This is a genomic window from Wolbachia endosymbiont (group A) of Volucella inflata (genome assembly GCF_947250665.1).
Taxonomy (GTDB): Bacteria; Pseudomonadota; Alphaproteobacteria; order Rickettsiales; family Anaplasmataceae; genus Wolbachia; species Wolbachia pipientis.
Window position 1 is genome coordinate 342,422 of record NZ_OX366338.1, and the last position, 16,189, is coordinate 358,610.

18 protein-coding genes and 2 pseudogenes are annotated in these 16,189 nt (G+C 34.2%); 13 read left to right on the plus strand and 7 right to left on the minus strand.

Annotated features, from left to right (window positions below; all coding sequences use genetic code 11):
- Positions 1-83 precede the first annotated feature (83 nt).
- The 3 genes and pseudogenes from OOK85_RS01800 to OOK85_RS01805 all read left to right on the plus strand — a co-directional run bounded on the left by OOK85_RS01800 (position 84) and on the right by OOK85_RS01805 (position 2,054).
- Positions 84-536, plus strand: coding sequence for a hypothetical protein (locus OOK85_RS01800; RefSeq protein WP_264338047.1), 453 nt, complete (start codon positions 84-86; stop codon positions 534-536).
- 396 nt (positions 537-932) lie between these two features.
- Positions 933-1,221 (plus strand): annotated as a pseudogene (locus OOK85_RS07975) (IS110 family transposase); the annotation flags it as partial.
- 80 nt (positions 1,222-1,301) lie between these two features.
- The gene (locus tag OOK85_RS01805; RefSeq protein WP_264702205.1) at positions 1,302-2,054 is read left to right on the plus strand and encodes an IS5 family transposase; all 753 of its coding nucleotides are present in this window, start codon (positions 1,302-1,304) and stop codon (positions 2,052-2,054) included.
- Here the strand turns inward: OOK85_RS01805 and OOK85_RS01810 are convergent.
- On the minus strand, positions 2,020-2,316 hold the full coding sequence (locus OOK85_RS01810; RefSeq protein ID WP_264703637.1) for a transposase: 297 nt from the start codon (positions 2,314-2,316) through the stop codon (positions 2,020-2,022). The genes OOK85_RS01805 and OOK85_RS01810 overlap by 35 nt on opposite strands.
- A gap of 330 nt (positions 2,317-2,646) precedes the next feature.
- Entirely contained in the window at positions 2,647-3,147 is a 501-nt protein-coding gene (locus OOK85_RS01815; protein ID WP_182319589.1) for a Smr/MutS family protein, read from the minus strand.
- Between the two features lie 92 nt (positions 3,148-3,239).
- Between OOK85_RS01815 and rlmB the strand changes: the two genes are divergently transcribed.
- From rlmB to OOK85_RS01845, 6 genes and pseudogenes are all read left to right on the plus strand, one after another.
- Positions 3,240-4,004 carry a 23S rRNA (guanosine(2251)-2'-O)-methyltransferase RlmB gene (gene rlmB / locus OOK85_RS01820; RefSeq protein WP_264703640.1) on the plus strand — a complete coding sequence of 255 codons (765 nt, stop codon included), beginning with the start codon at positions 3,240-3,242 and terminating at the stop codon, positions 4,002-4,004.
- Between the two features lie 79 nt (positions 4,005-4,083).
- Complete coding sequence (locus OOK85_RS01825; protein ID WP_264703642.1) at positions 4,084-4,806, plus strand: Bax inhibitor-1/YccA family protein; 723 nt, start codon at positions 4,084-4,086, stop codon at positions 4,804-4,806.
- A gap of 69 nt (positions 4,807-4,875) precedes the next feature.
- The gene (locus tag OOK85_RS01830) at positions 4,876-5,343 is read left to right on the plus strand and encodes a cytochrome c oxidase assembly protein (protein ID WP_264703644.1); all 468 of its coding nucleotides are present in this window, start codon (positions 4,876-4,878) and stop codon (positions 5,341-5,343) included.
- 269 nt (positions 5,344-5,612) lie between these two features.
- The gene (locus tag OOK85_RS01835; protein ID WP_264703646.1) at positions 5,613-6,599 is read left to right on the plus strand and encodes a quinone oxidoreductase family protein; all 987 of its coding nucleotides are present in this window, start codon (positions 5,613-5,615) and stop codon (positions 6,597-6,599) included.
- A gap of 116 nt (positions 6,600-6,715) precedes the next feature.
- Positions 6,716-7,468 carry an IS5 family transposase gene (locus OOK85_RS01840; RefSeq protein ID WP_264703648.1) on the plus strand — a complete coding sequence of 251 codons (753 nt, stop codon included), beginning with the start codon at positions 6,716-6,718 and terminating at the stop codon, positions 7,466-7,468.
- Positions 7,469-7,912: 444 nt separating this feature from the next.
- Positions 7,913-8,386, plus strand: a pseudogene (locus OOK85_RS01845) (IS4/Tn5 family transposase DNA-binding protein); the annotation flags it as partial.
- Here the strand turns inward: OOK85_RS01845 and OOK85_RS01850 are convergent.
- The 3 genes from OOK85_RS01850 to OOK85_RS01860 all read right to left on the minus strand — a co-directional run bounded on the left by OOK85_RS01850 (position 8,333) and on the right by OOK85_RS01860 (position 11,573).
- The gene (locus OOK85_RS01850) at positions 8,333-9,085 is read right to left on the minus strand and encodes an IS5 family transposase (protein ID WP_264702259.1); all 753 of its coding nucleotides are present in this window, start codon (positions 9,083-9,085) and stop codon (positions 8,333-8,335) included. The pseudogene OOK85_RS01845 and the gene OOK85_RS01850 sit on opposite strands and share 54 nt — an antisense overlap.
- Before the next feature lie 320 nt (positions 9,086-9,405).
- Entirely contained in the window at positions 9,406-10,836 is a 1,431-nt protein-coding gene (ubiB, locus tag OOK85_RS01855; RefSeq protein WP_264703650.1) for a 2-polyprenylphenol 6-hydroxylase, read from the minus strand.
- Positions 10,833-11,573, minus strand: a complete 741-nt coding sequence (locus tag OOK85_RS01860) for a metal ABC transporter ATP-binding protein (protein WP_264703653.1) — start codon at positions 11,571-11,573, stop codon at positions 10,833-10,835. The genes ubiB and OOK85_RS01860 overlap by 4 nt, the downstream gene beginning before the upstream one ends.
- On the opposite strand from OOK85_RS01860, the gene OOK85_RS01865 reads away from it, so the two are divergent.
- The 3 genes from OOK85_RS01865 (at position 11,565) to OOK85_RS07780 (ending at position 13,540) form a co-directional block, all read left to right on the plus strand.
- A complete protein-coding gene (locus OOK85_RS01865; protein WP_264338059.1) occupies positions 11,565-12,446 on the plus strand; it encodes a zinc ABC transporter substrate-binding protein in 882 nt (293 codons plus the stop codon). The two genes, OOK85_RS01860 and OOK85_RS01865, sit on opposite strands and share 9 nt — an antisense overlap.
- Before the next feature lie 339 nt (positions 12,447-12,785).
- Positions 12,786-13,349 (plus strand): IS5 family transposase, encoded by a 564-nt coding sequence (locus OOK85_RS01870; RefSeq protein ID WP_406719965.1) that lies wholly within the window; start codon positions 12,786-12,788, stop codon positions 13,347-13,349.
- A gap of 26 nt (positions 13,350-13,375) precedes the next feature.
- Positions 13,376-13,540 carry a hypothetical protein gene (locus tag OOK85_RS07780; RefSeq protein WP_406719964.1) on the plus strand — a complete coding sequence of 55 codons (165 nt, stop codon included), beginning with the start codon at positions 13,376-13,378 and terminating at the stop codon, positions 13,538-13,540.
- Between the two features lie 160 nt (positions 13,541-13,700).
- Here OOK85_RS07780 and OOK85_RS01875 read toward each other — a convergent pair whose 3' ends face one another.
- The gene (locus OOK85_RS01875) at positions 13,701-13,976 is read right to left on the minus strand and encodes a helix-turn-helix domain-containing protein (protein ID WP_264703656.1); all 276 of its coding nucleotides are present in this window, start codon (positions 13,974-13,976) and stop codon (positions 13,701-13,703) included.
- 25 nt (positions 13,977-14,001) lie between these two features.
- On the minus strand, positions 14,002-14,202 hold the full coding sequence (gene rpmG / locus OOK85_RS01880) for a 50S ribosomal protein L33 (protein ID WP_015589280.1): 201 nt from the start codon (positions 14,200-14,202) through the stop codon (positions 14,002-14,004).
- 149 nt (positions 14,203-14,351) lie between these two features.
- Between rpmG and OOK85_RS01885 the strand changes: the two genes are divergently transcribed.
- Positions 14,352-16,124 (plus strand): Rne/Rng family ribonuclease, encoded by a 1,773-nt coding sequence (locus tag OOK85_RS01885; protein ID WP_264703659.1) that lies wholly within the window; start codon positions 14,352-14,354, stop codon positions 16,122-16,124.
- Positions 16,125-16,189: the final 65 nt, after the last annotated feature.

The following is a 16,189-nucleotide window of genomic DNA, read 5'->3' on the forward strand; positions in this document are numbered from 1 at the left end:
TGTTTTAATATTTTTACCTTGCAATTAATTGTAATTTAGCTATTATTATGCAATATTAGTAATGTTACATAATGAAATGAAAGATGAGTAAGGAATACGATGAAACTAAGGTTAAACCTGCAATGTCTACACCTCAAGGGCCTGAAGGAACCAATGGATCAAAGGCCCAAAGTGTTCTTTCGAATAAAAGAAAGCCTACAATAAATTTTGATGATAAAAAGTATGGTGTAAAAACCTCTAAAATAGACCAACAGTCTCTAAACAAAAGACAAGAATCTTCAAAGCTAAGAGATTTCTTAAGGTCAATACCAATAATAAGGAGATTTTTAGCAAGGATTTTCACACCTGAAAAAATAGAAATCATCAGTAACCCTATATATGACAACATGGAAGCATATAAAAAATCGCAGGAAGATTACCCTAGTAAGATAAAAGATGAAACTAGTATAGATGATGAACACACAAAAGAAGTAGATAGTAAACTTGAGAAGGGTAATGTTGAACAAGTGGACAACAAGAAAAGTCGTGGTTCATAAATATCAATCATTTAAAAATTATCTCTAGCTACAACATTGTATCTGTTCAGATGCATGGCTCATGTACAAATATTGAAACAAAAATTCCAGTGCTCCCTTTCTTGTCATCCCAGTGCTTGACACTGGGATCCAGATTGGGCACTAAGTTGGTAAACACGAAAGCGATTAATCCTTTACAACGTTTTTGATGGAACTGCGCGAAAGAACTGGATTGTATATTAAGTCAAAGTCGCAAGACTATAATGAGCTAGCTGTCAATTGGATTGATTGATAGAAATCGTAGGCATCTCAGTACACTCCTAGCTTTAAAAAATGGAGTACGAACGGTAGGGGGATCTAAAAGATCGAATCACAATCCTGTTACATTATTATTTGATTATATTTATAGGTACAAAAATGGCTAGAACAGTTTTCATTGGTATTGATGTTTCAAAAGAAACACTTGATATCTCAATCAACAATAAACATCAGCGTATAGAAAATGTAGAGACAGCTATATCTGAGTTTATAAAGTCAAAAATGGCTAACGTATTTGTTAAGTTATGTGTAAACAGGTGGTTATGAAAAACTTGTCATAAAGTTGTATAACATAGCTGTTCACAGAGCTCACCCAAATCGGGTATATGCATTTGCAAAAGCCTGCAACCACTTTGCAAAAACAGATAAATTAGATGCAAAATTACTAGGCTCTGTGGACAAAAAATATGAAAAGAGAGAAAAAGATGGTAGTTTAGCCTAATAGGTAAAAAATGGAGAAACTACCATATGCAATATTACATCAAAGAGGAAAATTGGAAACAAATTTTAGAGTTCATAAAAAGCGTAAAAGGAATGCACAGCAAAAATGAAAAACGTTTAAGAATATTCATAGAGGCAGTGTGGTACATAGTGCGAAGTGGTTGCCAATGGAGACTTTTACCAAAAACTTATGGTAATTACAGGAGTATACATAAGCGATTTAAAAGATGGTGTGAAAGAGATGTCTGGAAAAAATTGCTTGAATATACTAAACAAGAGCCTGATTTAGAAGTTGCTATAATCGACGGTACGATCATCCGAGGCCATCCATGTTCATCTGGATATACAAAAAACTCCAAGGATCAAGAAGCTTTAGGGAGGAGCAAAGGTGGCTTTACAACTAAAATACATGCGCTTGTCGATGCACTTGGAAATCCACTTAAATTTACTCTGACTCCTGGTCAAAGAAATGAAATTACGCAGGCACAAGTGTTGACCGAAAGTATCTATAACTCTACTGTAGTAGCTGACAAGGGCTACGATAGCAATGCCTTTGTTACAAGTCTTGAAGACAAGGGATGTACAGTAGTTATTCCGCCAAAACGGAATCGAAAAGTGCAAAGGTATTACGATGAGCATATCTACAAAGAACGTCATTTGATTGAGTGTTTTTTTGGTAAAATTAAAAATTTTAGGCGCATTTTTTCCAGATTTGATAAAACTGCTGAGGTTTTTATGGGTTTTCTCAATTTTGTTGGAGCTCTTGTATGGCTTCTCTAAAATTTTGTCCACAGAGCCTAGTATATTCAAGCAATTTTTTCCAGACATCTCTTTCACACCATCTTTTAAATCGCTTATGTATACTCCTGTAATTACCATAAGTTTTTGGTAAAAGTCTCCATTGGCAACCACTTCGCACTATGTACCACACTGCCTCTATGAATATTCTTAAACGTTTTTCATCTTTGCTGTGCATTCCTTTTACGCTTTTTATGAACTCTAAAATTTGTTTCCAATTTTCCTCTTTGATGTAATATTGCATATGGTAGTTTCTCCATTTTTTACCTATTAGGCTAAACTACCATCTTTTTCTCTCTTTTCATATTTTTTGTCCACAGAGCCTAGTAATATAGAGAATGCTGTATTTAAGCTATAAAAACAAATTTACCAAGCTTTGAAATGTTAATTACATGGAGAAGTATGTATGACAAACACCAAGTTAGAGAGAAGCCGGATGTGGTGAAAGTCACAAGTCCGGTTTTGAAGTCGAGTGGGGAGAGGTGACTTTCTCCACTTAGATAACTGCGTCACGCGCTGCCGAACACTGTATGGTTATACAAGAAAAATTAAGGCTTAAAAGGAATTTTAAGTATCAGGACTCAAGGTTTTTATTCCTTCTTAATAAAACATAAAAAGCCCCTTTACCACCATGTTTTTTCGTAGCTTGTTGGTAGTATAGAACCATATGCTGGATTTTAGTGTCATTTAACCATTTATTTAAGTTACTCTTTATAGTGTCTGTTTTGTTTGTTGCACTGCCGTATCCCGTAATTACCAATAAACATCTATTTCCTGCTCGATAATTTTTGATAATAAAATCTATCAATTTACAGTAAGCATCCTCTATATTATAGCCATGCAAATCGAGCTTATCGCTTATAAAATATTTACCCCTATCAACTTTTGATTTTGTGTTTTGGTCAAGACAAAATGATGAGTTACTATTATTGGTATTAAGAAAATTCCCTTGTAAGTCGGAGGTACCTTTATCAACCATAGACTTTATATTTACTTTATGATCAACTTTCAAAGTAACTTTTCCACATTCTATTGGCTTAACATTTTTTTGCCAATCCAACTCATCGTCCGACATAAACGCATTAATCGAATTGTATAATTTTACAACAATATCCAAACATAGTAAAATGTTGCTTATTCTATAAAAACCCGATTTTCAATAATACGATGAAATCGTCAAAAACTAATGAGAATTTTTGGCTGTATGGAAAGCACACCTGCATGTCAGCACTGAAGAATAAAAATAGGCGGTGTATAGAACTGTTAGCAACAGAAAATTTCTATAGAGAGCACAAAAAAGAAATTAGGCAATGTGCAAATAGTAAGGGCATTAAAGTTCGATTAGTAGAAAACAAAACACTTAATGACGTTTTATCTAAAGGTGCTAACCATCAAGGAATTGCTTTAAATGTTGCCCCTATTCTTTATAACTTAAGCATCGAAGAAGTAGCTGAAAGCTCAAACGACAGCTCTACTATAGTCATTTTAGATCAAGTCACTGACACGCACAATATTGGATCAATTTTAAGAACTTCAGCTTGTTTTAATGTCGACGCATTGGTTTTACCACATAACCATTCACCGAGTGAAAATGCATCTATTGCAAAAGCAGCAAGTGGGGCTTTAGATATTGTTCCGCTAATATACGTTACAAATATAGTAAAAACTATGCAGTATTTAAAAAAGGTCGGCTACTGGTGTTACGGGTTTGATTGCAATGCTAAAGAAAATATAGATGAAATAAAGAGTTTTGAGAAAAAAAGAGTAATTATTTTTGGTTCTGAAGAGAAAGGAATGCGGAGGTTAGTTAAAGAAAATTGTGATTATCTTTTAAAAATCCCAATGTCAAATGCAATTAACAGTTTAAATGTTTCAAACGCAGCAGCAATAGGCCTATATTCTATTTATATTAAAACAAATGCCAGCGCATAGCTGTTTATAATAAAAACACTTGATAAAAATATGGTTTTATATTATAATGTGTTAAGTAATGGATAAAAGGAGTTATATTATGTCTTATATGAGAAATGAACAGGATATTCGCTCTCAAGGCGTTTATTATAGTGCTGGGCTTAGAAGTTACCTAACTAAAGTATATAATTACATGGCTTTAGCTTTGGGCGTCACAGGGCTTGTTGCATTTTTAACAGTATTTTCTGGTCTTTTTCAAGTAATTTATTCTAATCCCGTTCTATCGCTTGTGGTAATGTTATCTCCGGTTGCATTGGTGTTCTACATGTCTTATAGAATTCAACACCTAAGTGCTCAGTCTGCCGTTACTATATTTTTCTCGTTCTCAGTGTTAATGGGGCTTTTCTTATCTTATGTTTTTATAGTTTATACTGCAGAAAATATAGCAAGGGCGTTTTTCATTACATCAATCATGTTTGGCTCTATGGCTTTATATGGCAATACTACAAAAAGAGATCTTACAAGTATGGGCTCTTTCTTGATTATGGGAGTTTGGGGGTTAATCATTGCGTCTATAGTAAATTTATTTCTTGGAAGTAGTCCTCTCCACTTTGCAATATCGTTCATATCAGTAATAGTCTTTACCTTAATGACTGCGTATGATGCTCAAAGAATCAAGGACGTTTATTATAAACATAATGACGGATCAGAAGTTGCTACTACTAAATTGGCAATACTCGGTGCAACTAATCTTTATTTTGACTTTATTAATATATTTCTCAATCTACTCAGGTTACTTAACTTGTTCAACAATAGGGATTAGATGTTTTCCTTTTTAAGGAAAGGCAGTAAGAATTCTATAGTTTTCTTTTTAGTATCTTTAGTTGTGTCGATGATATGTCTTGCATATGCATCGGTACCTCTATATAGCATTTTCTGTAAAGCTACTGGGTATGGTGGCACAATAAGAAAAGTAACTAACACAACAACAAATATAACTAACCAAAAGATCAGGGTCCATTTCAATGCTGATATAATGTCCGATCTACCTTGGGAGTTTAAATCAGAAACTAACTACGTTGACGTAAACATAGGAGAACAAAGTTTAGCGTTTTATTACGCAAAAAATCTATCTGATCAGCCTTCATTTGGAATGGCGGTGTATAATGTTACGCCTTTCAAAGCAGGTAAGTATTTCAATAAAATTGCATGCTTTTGTTTTGAAGAACAAATGTTGCTACCAAAACAAAAAGCAGCTATGCCCGTATCTTTCTATATAGATCCTGAGATAATGCTTGATAGTAATACAAAAGATTTGGGCGAAATAACACTATCATACACGTTTTTTAAGCTTAAGTAACAGAATGTTTGCAAACCATGTCATTTCAGTAATCAATAGGGTGTCATCCAAGTAGCTGACACTGGGATCCAGAAAAAATGTATAGCTCATACAGATAAGGTTGACTTTTTGCCATCCTATGACTTGATTGTATAAAAAAATCTGGATTCCAGCGTCACGCGCCGGAATGACAGGAGGTAACGCAAGAAGTCTATTGATTGTGAAAACAATAACTTTGCAAAATATTAATTATTAGATAACATAATTAAAGTTTTTATCTTACATTCATCATGGTTAGAGCTATACAAATAAAAAAAACTGGAGGACCAGAAGTATTAGAATTTGTAGATAAGAATATAGGTGAGCCAAAAGGCGAGGAAGTTTTAGTACGTCACACAACTATCGGCTTAAATCGTTATGATTTAGAGCACAGAAAAGGTACACGCAAAATTAAAAATTTACCATCAGCGCTTGGGGTAGAAGCAGTGGGAGTTATTGAAAAGCTTGGTAAAAAAATCAGTGATGGGTTGAAGGTTGGAGACAGAGTTGGATATTGCACAGCTCCTCCAGGGGCATATTGTGAAAAGCGCATTATACACCAGAAATATCTGATAAAAATTCCAGATGACATATCTGATGAAGTTGCTGCTGCAGTGCTGTTTAAAGGTATGACAGCTCACTATTTAGTTAATCAATCTTATAAAATCAGGCCTGGTGCTTTCGTGCTAGTTCATGGGGCTAATGGTGGGTTAGGACAAATAATATGCCAATGGGCAAAGGATAAAAAAGGTGTAGTGATAGGTTCTGTAAGCTCTGATGAAAAAATGAAGATAGCTTTACAAAGTGGCTGCACATACGCAATAAACTACAATGATAAAGACTTCGTTTCTAAAATTATGGAGATTACGCAAAACAGAGGAGTAGGTGCAGTGTATGACCCCATAGGTTACGCTACAAGTAAGCTCTCTTTTGAATCTTTAGGCAGGTTCGGCATATACGTTTCCTATGGGCAGATATCAGGTAACGCTCCTATTAGTTTTTCTTTACTTAGTTCACGTTCGTTATTTGCAACTGGAACCTCAATATACCATTATAAGCATGATAGATTCACATTAGTGCTTACCACAATGGAAATCTTCGAGATGATAAGAAAAAAACTTTTAACTGTACGGATCAATAAAAAATATAAACTTGATGAAATAATTCAAGCCCATCACGATATGGAAAATAGAAAAACGAGTGGGTTAAATATTATTAAAATCTCTCAAATAAATTAGTATTTAAACTAACCATTCATTAAATTATATCAACTAGGCTCTGTGGACAAAAAATATGAAAAGAGAGAAAAAGATGGTAGTTTAGCCTAATAGGTAAAAAATGGAGAAACTACCATATGCAATATTACATCAAAGAGGAAAATTGGAAACAAATTTTAGAGTTCATAAAAAGCGTAAAAGGAATGCACAGCAAAGATGAAAAATGTTTAAGAATATTCATAGAGGCAGTGTGGTACATAGTGCGAAGTGGTTGCCAATGGAGACTTTTACCAAAAACTTATGGTAATTACAGGAATATACATAAGCGATTTAAAAGATGGTGTGAAAGAGATGTCTGGAAAAAATTGCTTGAATATACTAAACAAGAGCCTGATTTAGAAGTTGCTATAATCGACGGTACGATCATCCGAGGCCATCCATGTTCATCTGGATATACAAAAAACTCCAAGGATCAAGAAGCTTTAGGGAGGAGCAAAGGTGGCTTTACAACTAAAATACATGCGCTTGTCGATGCACTTGGAAATCCACTTAAATTTACTCTGACTCCTGGTCAAAGAAATGAAATTACGCAGGCACAAGTGTTGACCGAAAGTATCTATAACTCTACTGTAGTAGCTGACAAGGGCTACGATAGCAATGCCTTTGTTACAAGTCTTGAAGACAAGGGATGTACAGTAGTTATTCCGCCAAAACGGAATCGAAAAGTGCAAAGGTATTACGATGAGCATATCTACAAAGAACGTCATTTGATTGAGTGTTTTTTTGGTAAAATTAAAAATTTTAGGCGCATTTTTTCCAGATTTGATAAAACTGCTGAGGTTTTTATGGGTTTTCTCAATTTTGTTGGAGCTCTTGTATGGCTTCTCTAAAATTTTGTCCACAGAGCCTAGAATTTTACATATTTAATTCTCCTTTTGGGGGAATTAAAAGCATATAGCTAAACTGACTTAGGCTTACCGACGATTTGAAAAACCATCATTTCGCTACTTGTTAGCGGAATCTATGCTGAGATACCGCGAATAGACTTCTTGCATAACCCAAACTAAGTAGAAAGAAGGTATCATCCGAGTAGCTGACACTGGTTCCTTTATGACGGTAGTAGCCCCCCTTCTCCTGTCATTCCAGTGCTCTCTTCTTGTCATCCCAGTGCCCAAACACTGGGATCCAGTTTCACCTTATGATGGTGTCATGAAAGTAGCTGACACTGGTTTCCATCCAAGACGGTGTCATTCCTTACTATTACCCACAAATATAAATGTACTTATAAATAAAGTATTACAATATTAGAGTTTGCAAATATTGAGGGTATAAAAATGGCAAACGAGAGTAATGAATGGGCTAAAAATGAATTTGGAGATGCTGTACTTGGAGATAAAAGATTAACTGACCGATTAGTAAAGATTGCTGATAGTTTGATAAGTTTACCTGAAAGCTCAATTAATGAGGCATGCGGAAGTTGGTCAGAAGCAAGAGCAGCATACCGTTTTTTTCAAAATGAGAATGTAAAAGAAAGTGATATTTTAGCTACACATATTAATAAGACGGTTGAGAGAACAAAAGCTCACAAGAGGGTTCTTGTCATTCAAGATACCAGTTACATTGTATATAATAACCATAAAAAAACAAGCGGATTAGCAAATTTGTCCAGTTATGATACTGCAAAAGGTATTATAATGCATACAGCTCTTGCCATTAGTATAGAAGGTTTGGTACTAGGCTCTGTGGACAAAATTTTAGAGAAGCCATACAAGAGCTCCAACAAAATTGAGAAAACCCATAAAAACCTCAGCAGTTTTATCAAATCTGGAAAAAATGCGCCTAAAATTTTTAATTTTACCAAAAAAACACTCAATCAAATGACGTTCTTTGTAGATATGCTCATCGTAATACCTTTGCACTTTTCGATTCCGTTTTGGCGGAATAACTACTGTACATCCCTTGTCTTCAAGACTTGTAACAAAGGCATTGCTATCGTAGCCCTTGTCAGCTACTACAGTAGAGTTATAGATACTTTCGGTCAACACTTGTGCCTGCGTAATTTCATTTCTTTGACCAGGAGTCAGAGTAAATTTAAGTGGATTTCCAAGTGCATCGACAAGCGCATGTATTTTAGTTGTAAAGCCACCTTTGCTCCTCCCTAAAGCTTCTTGATCCTTGGAGTTTTTTGTATATCCAGATGAACATGGATGGGCTCGGATGATCGTACCGTCGATTATAGCAACTTCTAAATCAGGCTCTTGTTTAGTATATTCAAGCAATTTTTTCCAGACATCTCTTTCACACCATCTTTTAAATCGCTTATGTATACTCCTGTAATTACCATAAGTTTTTGGTAAAAGTCTCCATTGGCAACCACTTCGCACTATGTACCACACTGCCTCTATGAATATTCTTAAACGTTTTTCATCTTTGCTGTGCATTCCTTTTACGCTTTTTATGAACTCTAAAATTTGTTTCCAATTTTCCTCTTTGATGTAATATTGCATATGGTAGTTTCTCCATTTTTTACCTATTAGGCTAAACTACCATCTTTTTCTCTCTTTTCATATTTTTTGTCCACAGAGCCTAGGAATTGTCTTTTTGAATTCTATGGTATTTTGTTTAACATTGAAACAAGAGGCCAGTGTCACGCACTGGCATGACACCCATTTGTTCCTATAGTTGTCTTTTCTCGTCTACCTTATTTTGCCACTCTGCTGAACAGATACATAAAGAAAGTGGAAAATTGGACATTCTCAACTCGGCTCCTGCAGATTAAAAATTAAGTTGAATAAAAATTGGATTTGACGCAGTTTTTTCCCATAGTTTAAGAAATTAAAAGTTTAACGATTAGAATTATAATTACAAACCACAATAAAAAATAGACTTTTCCATTTGATTTATTTTTAATTTGGATGTTTTCTAATTTTTTATCAGCTATTAGGTTTAATTTTTCTGTAAGGCTAAATATCCCTTGGATTGTTTTTACAGGATAAGAACTTCTAATTTTTTCCCTATACCCTATTTTACTTTCATGTTGACTGCTTATCCACGCTTCAACTACTTTCCACATATTGATTTCTGGGTAGATCTTTCTACATGTCCCTTCCAGTAAAATCATAGTTTTCTGCAGCAATAACAATTGTGTTTGAACTTTCATATCAAAATCACCAGTTATTTTTAATAGCTGAGCAAGTAAACTAGCAAATGAAATCTTCTGTATAGGCTGCCCAATAATGGGTTCACCTATTGCCCTGCAAACTGTGACAAAATTTCTATGCTGTGATGAAACGTAACCAGCTTTAAAGTGCATTTTTGCAACGTGATCATAATCCCGATTTAAAAAGCCTTTGAGTATCTCTATAACGTAATAGCATGTCTCACGATCTATTCTACCCATGATTCCACAATCCAGGGCAATAATATTGTTATTACTATCAACCATTAGATTTCCAGGATGCATATCAGCATGAAAAAAACAATCCCTGTATACCTGATTACAAAACGATTCTATAAGGTTGATAGCTATTTGCTTATGATTATTCAGTTTTTCAACTTCGTATATTGGCGTTGCTTCTATCCATTCTAATGTTAAAACCTTTCTTGAAGTTCTATTCCAATCTACTTCAGGTACGTAAAAACCTCTGTCATCTTTTGTGTTTTCCTTTAACTCCGAAGAGTGAGCAGCTTCAAAACGTAGATCTAACTCTACTCGGCAAATTTCAGTAAAAGTTTTGACTAACTCAATTGGCTTCAGCCTTTTTGATTGTTCGCTAAATTTTTCTGCAATTTCTGCAAGCCAAGAAAGCATTTTTATATCTCTTGAGAATGTTTTCTCAATATTTGGCCTTAAAACCTTCACAGCAACTTCCTTACCCTCAGTTGTAACCGCTCTATGCACCTGAGAAATCGATGCTGCTGCAATTGGCTTTTCAGAAAAGCTTGAAAAAATGTCGCTCAATTTACAATTAAACTCACTTTCTATAGTTTTAACTGCTATTTTATGTGAAAATGATGGCAATCTATCACATATCAATAACAAGTTATTTGTTATATCTTCATTTAAAACATCAGTACATGATGAGATAGACTGCCCAAACTTAATGAACACCGGACCTAATTTTTCAAGAGCACACTTTAGCTTGTGGCCTTGTATTTTATTTATTGATTTTTTTGATGGCGGAAGTAAATAAGGTAATATATTGTAACGCGTCAGCACCGTAGTTATGTGCAGAAGACGCAAAATATTTTGAATCATTTCGCTGCGTAACTGCTAAATATTTCATTTAGGGTTCTATTTTTCATAATCTCATCAGGCTTGCCTTGGCAATAGATAGTATTATTTATACAAATTATGTAATCTGAGGATGGTAGAGCAGAGTTAAGATCATGAGAAGTCATAAGAATCGATACCAATCGTTTTTTTGCTATTTTATTTATAATATCATAAAATTTAGCCCGCGCGTTAATATCCATTGCACTAACTGGTTCATCTAGAATGATCAAGTCAGGCTCTGCAATTAAACAACGTGCAAGTAGCAATAATTGTGTTTGCCCTGCAGAAATTTCTAACACTTGATTCTTCAAAATGTTACCGATACCAACCAACTCTATCGTTTCTGTAATAATGGATTGATTTTTCTTTAGTCTTTTCAAGGAGCTATTTAAAAGAAAATATTCAACTGTTATTGGCATCAAATTACTAATACTAAAATTTTGCGGCATGTAGCTAATTTTTGTGTTCTCAGCTAACACAATATTTCCAGTATAATTTTTATTTATACCAGCAATTGCTTTCACTAAAGAGGTTTTACCTCCACCATTTGGACCAAGTATTGTAATTATGTCTCCTCTTTCCATGAACATATTGATATTGTCAAGGATTCTTTTACAATCATATGCGAGAGCAAGATTTTCTATTTTTAGAACACGATTATTGACATTATTCAATTTATTGACAAAATTTAACTTCTTCTCAACGTTTATATGAGACATTTACTGGCTTTTTTTCTATTACTTTCACTTACACTATACTATAATATTGCCTTTTCATCCAATTTAAAAGTTGTAGCTACAATCAAACCTATCCACTCACTTGTAGCTTCTGTTACAGAAGGGATTTTAGAACCGGAATTGCTTGGCTATGCAACATCTGCACATAATTATATATTAAAGCCATCTGATGCGAGTAATTTAGAATCAAGTGACGTTATATTTTATGTTGACGATAACTTAGAGACGTTTGTTCAAACTTTCGCCAAAAATAATAAAGAACTAGTGCAATTGTCAAAGGCAATCAACCTACTTCCTACTCGGCCACATTCATTTTCTAGAAAAATCACTCACATTCAAGATGAAAAAGATTTACACATGTGGCTGAGTCCCGAAAATGCAAAGAGCATGATACTTTCTATAAGTGCAACATTGTCTGACATAGATAAAGGAAATTCCCATCGATACAGTTCTAATGCAACAAAAGCTATAAAAAAAATAGACCAAGAAGTAAAAGAAATCATGAAAGAACTGAATGATTTTAAAAATCAAAAATACATCGTTACTCATGATGCTTATCAATATTTTGAAAAATATTTCGGTCTAAATCATCCAAGCGCTATTCTTTCCATAGAAGAGGATTCTTACATAGGTATGAGGAGTTTAATGAAGCTAAAAAAGATAATGAAGGAAGAAAACGTTAAATGTATATTTGCTCATTCACAGGAAGACAGCATAAAGCCTAATGCTCTTTCTAATGATGCAAAAATGGTAGTTCTTGATCCTATTGGATCAGACATAGAACCTGGAAAAGATGCATATCTAGCTATAATCAATAGCATTGCACAAAATTTTAAGTCTTGTTTTGTTGAGTAATAAGCTCCCTTTTAGCTTACTGTTTTATTGTTCTGCAAATCAAGAAGAAGTGAGTTTACAACAAATGGTGTCATTCCAGTGCTTGACACTGGAATCCAGCTTTTTCATAATCATCAAAACGTTGTATTTTAACATAAAACGGCTACTTTTATGCTTACTAACTTAATAAACTTCCTGGATCCCAGTGTCAAGCACTGGGATGACATCGTAGGGGTGCTGGCCTGATAACCGTTATCCCGCTACTTGTTAGCGGGATCTAGGCTCTGTGGACAAAAAATATGAAAAGAGAGAAAAAGATGGTAGTTTAGCCTAATAGGTAAAAAATGGAGAAACTACCATATGCAATATTACATCAAAGAGGAAAATTGGAAACAAATTTTAGAGTTCATAAAAAGCGTAAAAGGAATGCACAGCAAAGATGAAAAACGTTTAAGAATATTCATAGAGGCAGTGTGGTACATAGTGCGAAGTGGTTGCCAATGGAGACTTTTACCAAAAACTTATGGTAATTACAGGAGTATACATAAGCGATTTAAAAGATGGTGTGAAAGAGATGTCTGGAAAAAATTGCTTGAATATACTAAACAAGAGCCTGATTTAGAAGTTGCTATAATCGACGGTACGATCATCCGAGGCCATCCATGTTCATCTGGATATACAAAAAACTCCAAGGATCAAGAAGCTTTAGGGAGGAGCAAAGGTGGCTTTACAACTAAAATACATGCGCTTGTCGATGCACTTGGAAATCCACTTAAATTTACTCTGACTCCTGGTCAAAGAAATGAAATTACGCAGGCACAAGTGTTGACCGAAAGTATCTATAACTCTACTGTAGTAGCTGACAAGGGCTACGATAGCAAAATGCCTTTGTTACAAGTCTTGAAGACAAGGGATGTACAGTAGTTATTCCGCCAAAACGGAATCGAAAAGTGCAAAGGTATTACGATGAGCATATCTACAAAGAACGTCATTTGATTGAGTGTTTTTTTGGTAAAATTAAAAATTTTAGGCGCATTTTTTCCAGATTTGATAAAACTGCTGAGGTTTTTATGGGTTTTCTCAATTTTGTTGGAGCTCTTGTATGGCTTCTCTAAAATTTTGTCCACAGAGCCTAGAGATACCGCGAATGAATCGCAGTATGACGGTTCGCGGCGGCATGACGATAAGGTTTATACCTTGTCATCCCAGTGCTTGACACCGGGATTGATTTATCTTGTCTACCTTATTTTGCCACTCCGCTGAACGGATACCATATTATGCAGGTTTAGAATTATGCTTTATTCTTACGTTTATGTCTTGGCCCAATACAATCAATAAGTTAAGCAAGTATTCTAAGGAGAACCCTTCGATTTTTGACCTATTGATTTGAGATATTTTAGGTTGATCAATCTTTAGAGCGTTTGCTGCTTTTTTCTGTGTTGTGTACTTCTTACTTATTAATTGTGCAATGATCTTTATTAATTTCAGTTTTGTATCTTTTACATCCCCCAACTCTACTATTATAGGATAACTTAATTGTAAATTTTGCATAATAATAAAATCCCTTATAAAAAAATTACTTTAGTTTTTCTTCTTTAAATAGCACATGCCTTCTGACTACTGGGTCATACTTCCTAAACTCCAGTTTTTTGGTGAGCTTTTTTGGATTACGCTTTTTTACATAAAAATAACCTGTTGATTTTTCTTCACCAGTTTTTGTTGTCTTGATTGCAGTGCTAACTAACTTAACGAGCAAAGAAGCATTTTTTTTCGCCATACTTATAATGATATAATAAATTCTATGCGAGTTTATTACGCAAAACACTAAAAGTCAACCGAATAATGCAGATCGTAAAATTCTTGACAATCAACAGTGCATTAAGTAGCATAAAGTTAACTTCAGAATGAAAAGCAAACGGTAAATAAGTGGCAAATAGTGGTAAAAGGTTATTATTGATAGAAAATTCCACCTGTTCTAATGAGGTAAGAGTTGCCTTGTCAGTTAATAATAAGGTTGTAGAATTTGAACAAGAATTCAAGGAAAAAAAACAATTAAGAGGTAATATATACGTTGCTTATATAAAGCGTATAGAGCCTTCTTTGCAAGCCGTATTTATCGAATATGGAAAAAATAAGCAAGGTTTTTTGTCTTTTTCCGAGATATCTCTAGATTACTTCAATATTCCAGAAAAAGAAAAGGAAACTATCTTTGAGAGCTACTCAAATGACGATTATACAGAAAAAGGGGACGATACCATAGCAAATGTCTCTTCAGATTCTGCAGCTAGTAAGAATGTCAACGAGTCAGGTAGTGGTTTTGTAAGAGAGGTACCTTTATATAAAAAATACAAATTACAAGATGTTATTTCAGTAAATCAAAAAGTATTGGTTCAGCTAACTAAAGAGGAACGAGGCAATAAAGGAGCTTCATTTACAACATACATAACTTTAGTGGGTAGATACTGTGTTTTCATGCCAAATTCCATGAGTAAAGGTGGAGTGTCTCGCAGAATTGAAGATGCTAATGTCAGAAAGCAGTTAAAGGAGATACTGAGTTCAATAAACTTGCCAAAAAGATCAGGTTTAATAGTAAGAACTGTTGGTTCAGGAAAAAATAAGAAAGAAATTGAGCAGGATTACAATTACTTATCCTCATTATGGCAGAGCATTCAAAAAAATGCCTTCTCTGTAAACGTTCCATCATTAATTTACAATGAAGCAGATGTAATTATGAGATCTGTTCGTGATTTTTGTAGCGATGGTATAGAAGTTATAGTGTCTGGAAAGGAAGCTTTTGAGGCAGTGAGGCAATATGCTAACAATGCACTAAAAGGTAGTAAGTTGCGCTATAGATTGTATAGAGGTTGTGTTCCTATCTTTACCTACTACGGAATAGAAGACCAAATTTCTGAGTTATATAGCAATAGAGTAGAATTGCCATCTGGTGGGTCTTTGATAATAACTTTAACTGAGGCATTTGTTTCAATAGACGTAAATTCAGGAAAGATGACAGGAGAAGATAGTATAGAAGAAACAGCTTATAGAACCAACATGGAAGCAGTACCTGAAATATCAAGACAGGTGAATCTTAGGGGCCTATCAGGATTAATAGTAGTCGATTTTATTGATATGTTGAAATATCAGTATTGCAGAGCTGTTGAGTCTGCTATAAAGCAAGCGTTTAAAGATGATAAAGCTAAAGTTCAATTTAGCTACATAAATGACTTTGGTTTAATGGTATTTTCAAGACAAAGAATTAAACCAAACATACAAGAAATTAATACTACAGAGTGTTTACACTGCAAAGGTACTGGAAGAGTAAAATCAAACGAAGTAATTGTTTCATCAATACTAAGGGATTTACAACATATTGCTAACAAGAATCGAAATAAGTCTTTTGATTTAGTAGCACACAGTGCAGTTATAGCGCACATTTTTAATAACAAACGCAATACAGTTTCTACAATCGAAAAAGAGTTTAATATTACATTGAACGTTAGTATTGATAACAGTTTAGATGTAAATGCATTTGTTTTAAAACAAGGAGATGATGTTAATTTAAACGGTTATAAGCCATTACAGAACTCTGGATACCAAATTGAGGATAGCAGCAATGAAGAAGCTGATAATTCAAATAAACTACGAGGCAATTTTTGGCTGACTAAGTGGCTTTCGCGCCTTTTAAGTTCTAATAACTAATTAGAAACCTAAATTGGGCTTGTAATTAATGAGTCCTATACTTATATATTCTTATATCAGATAAT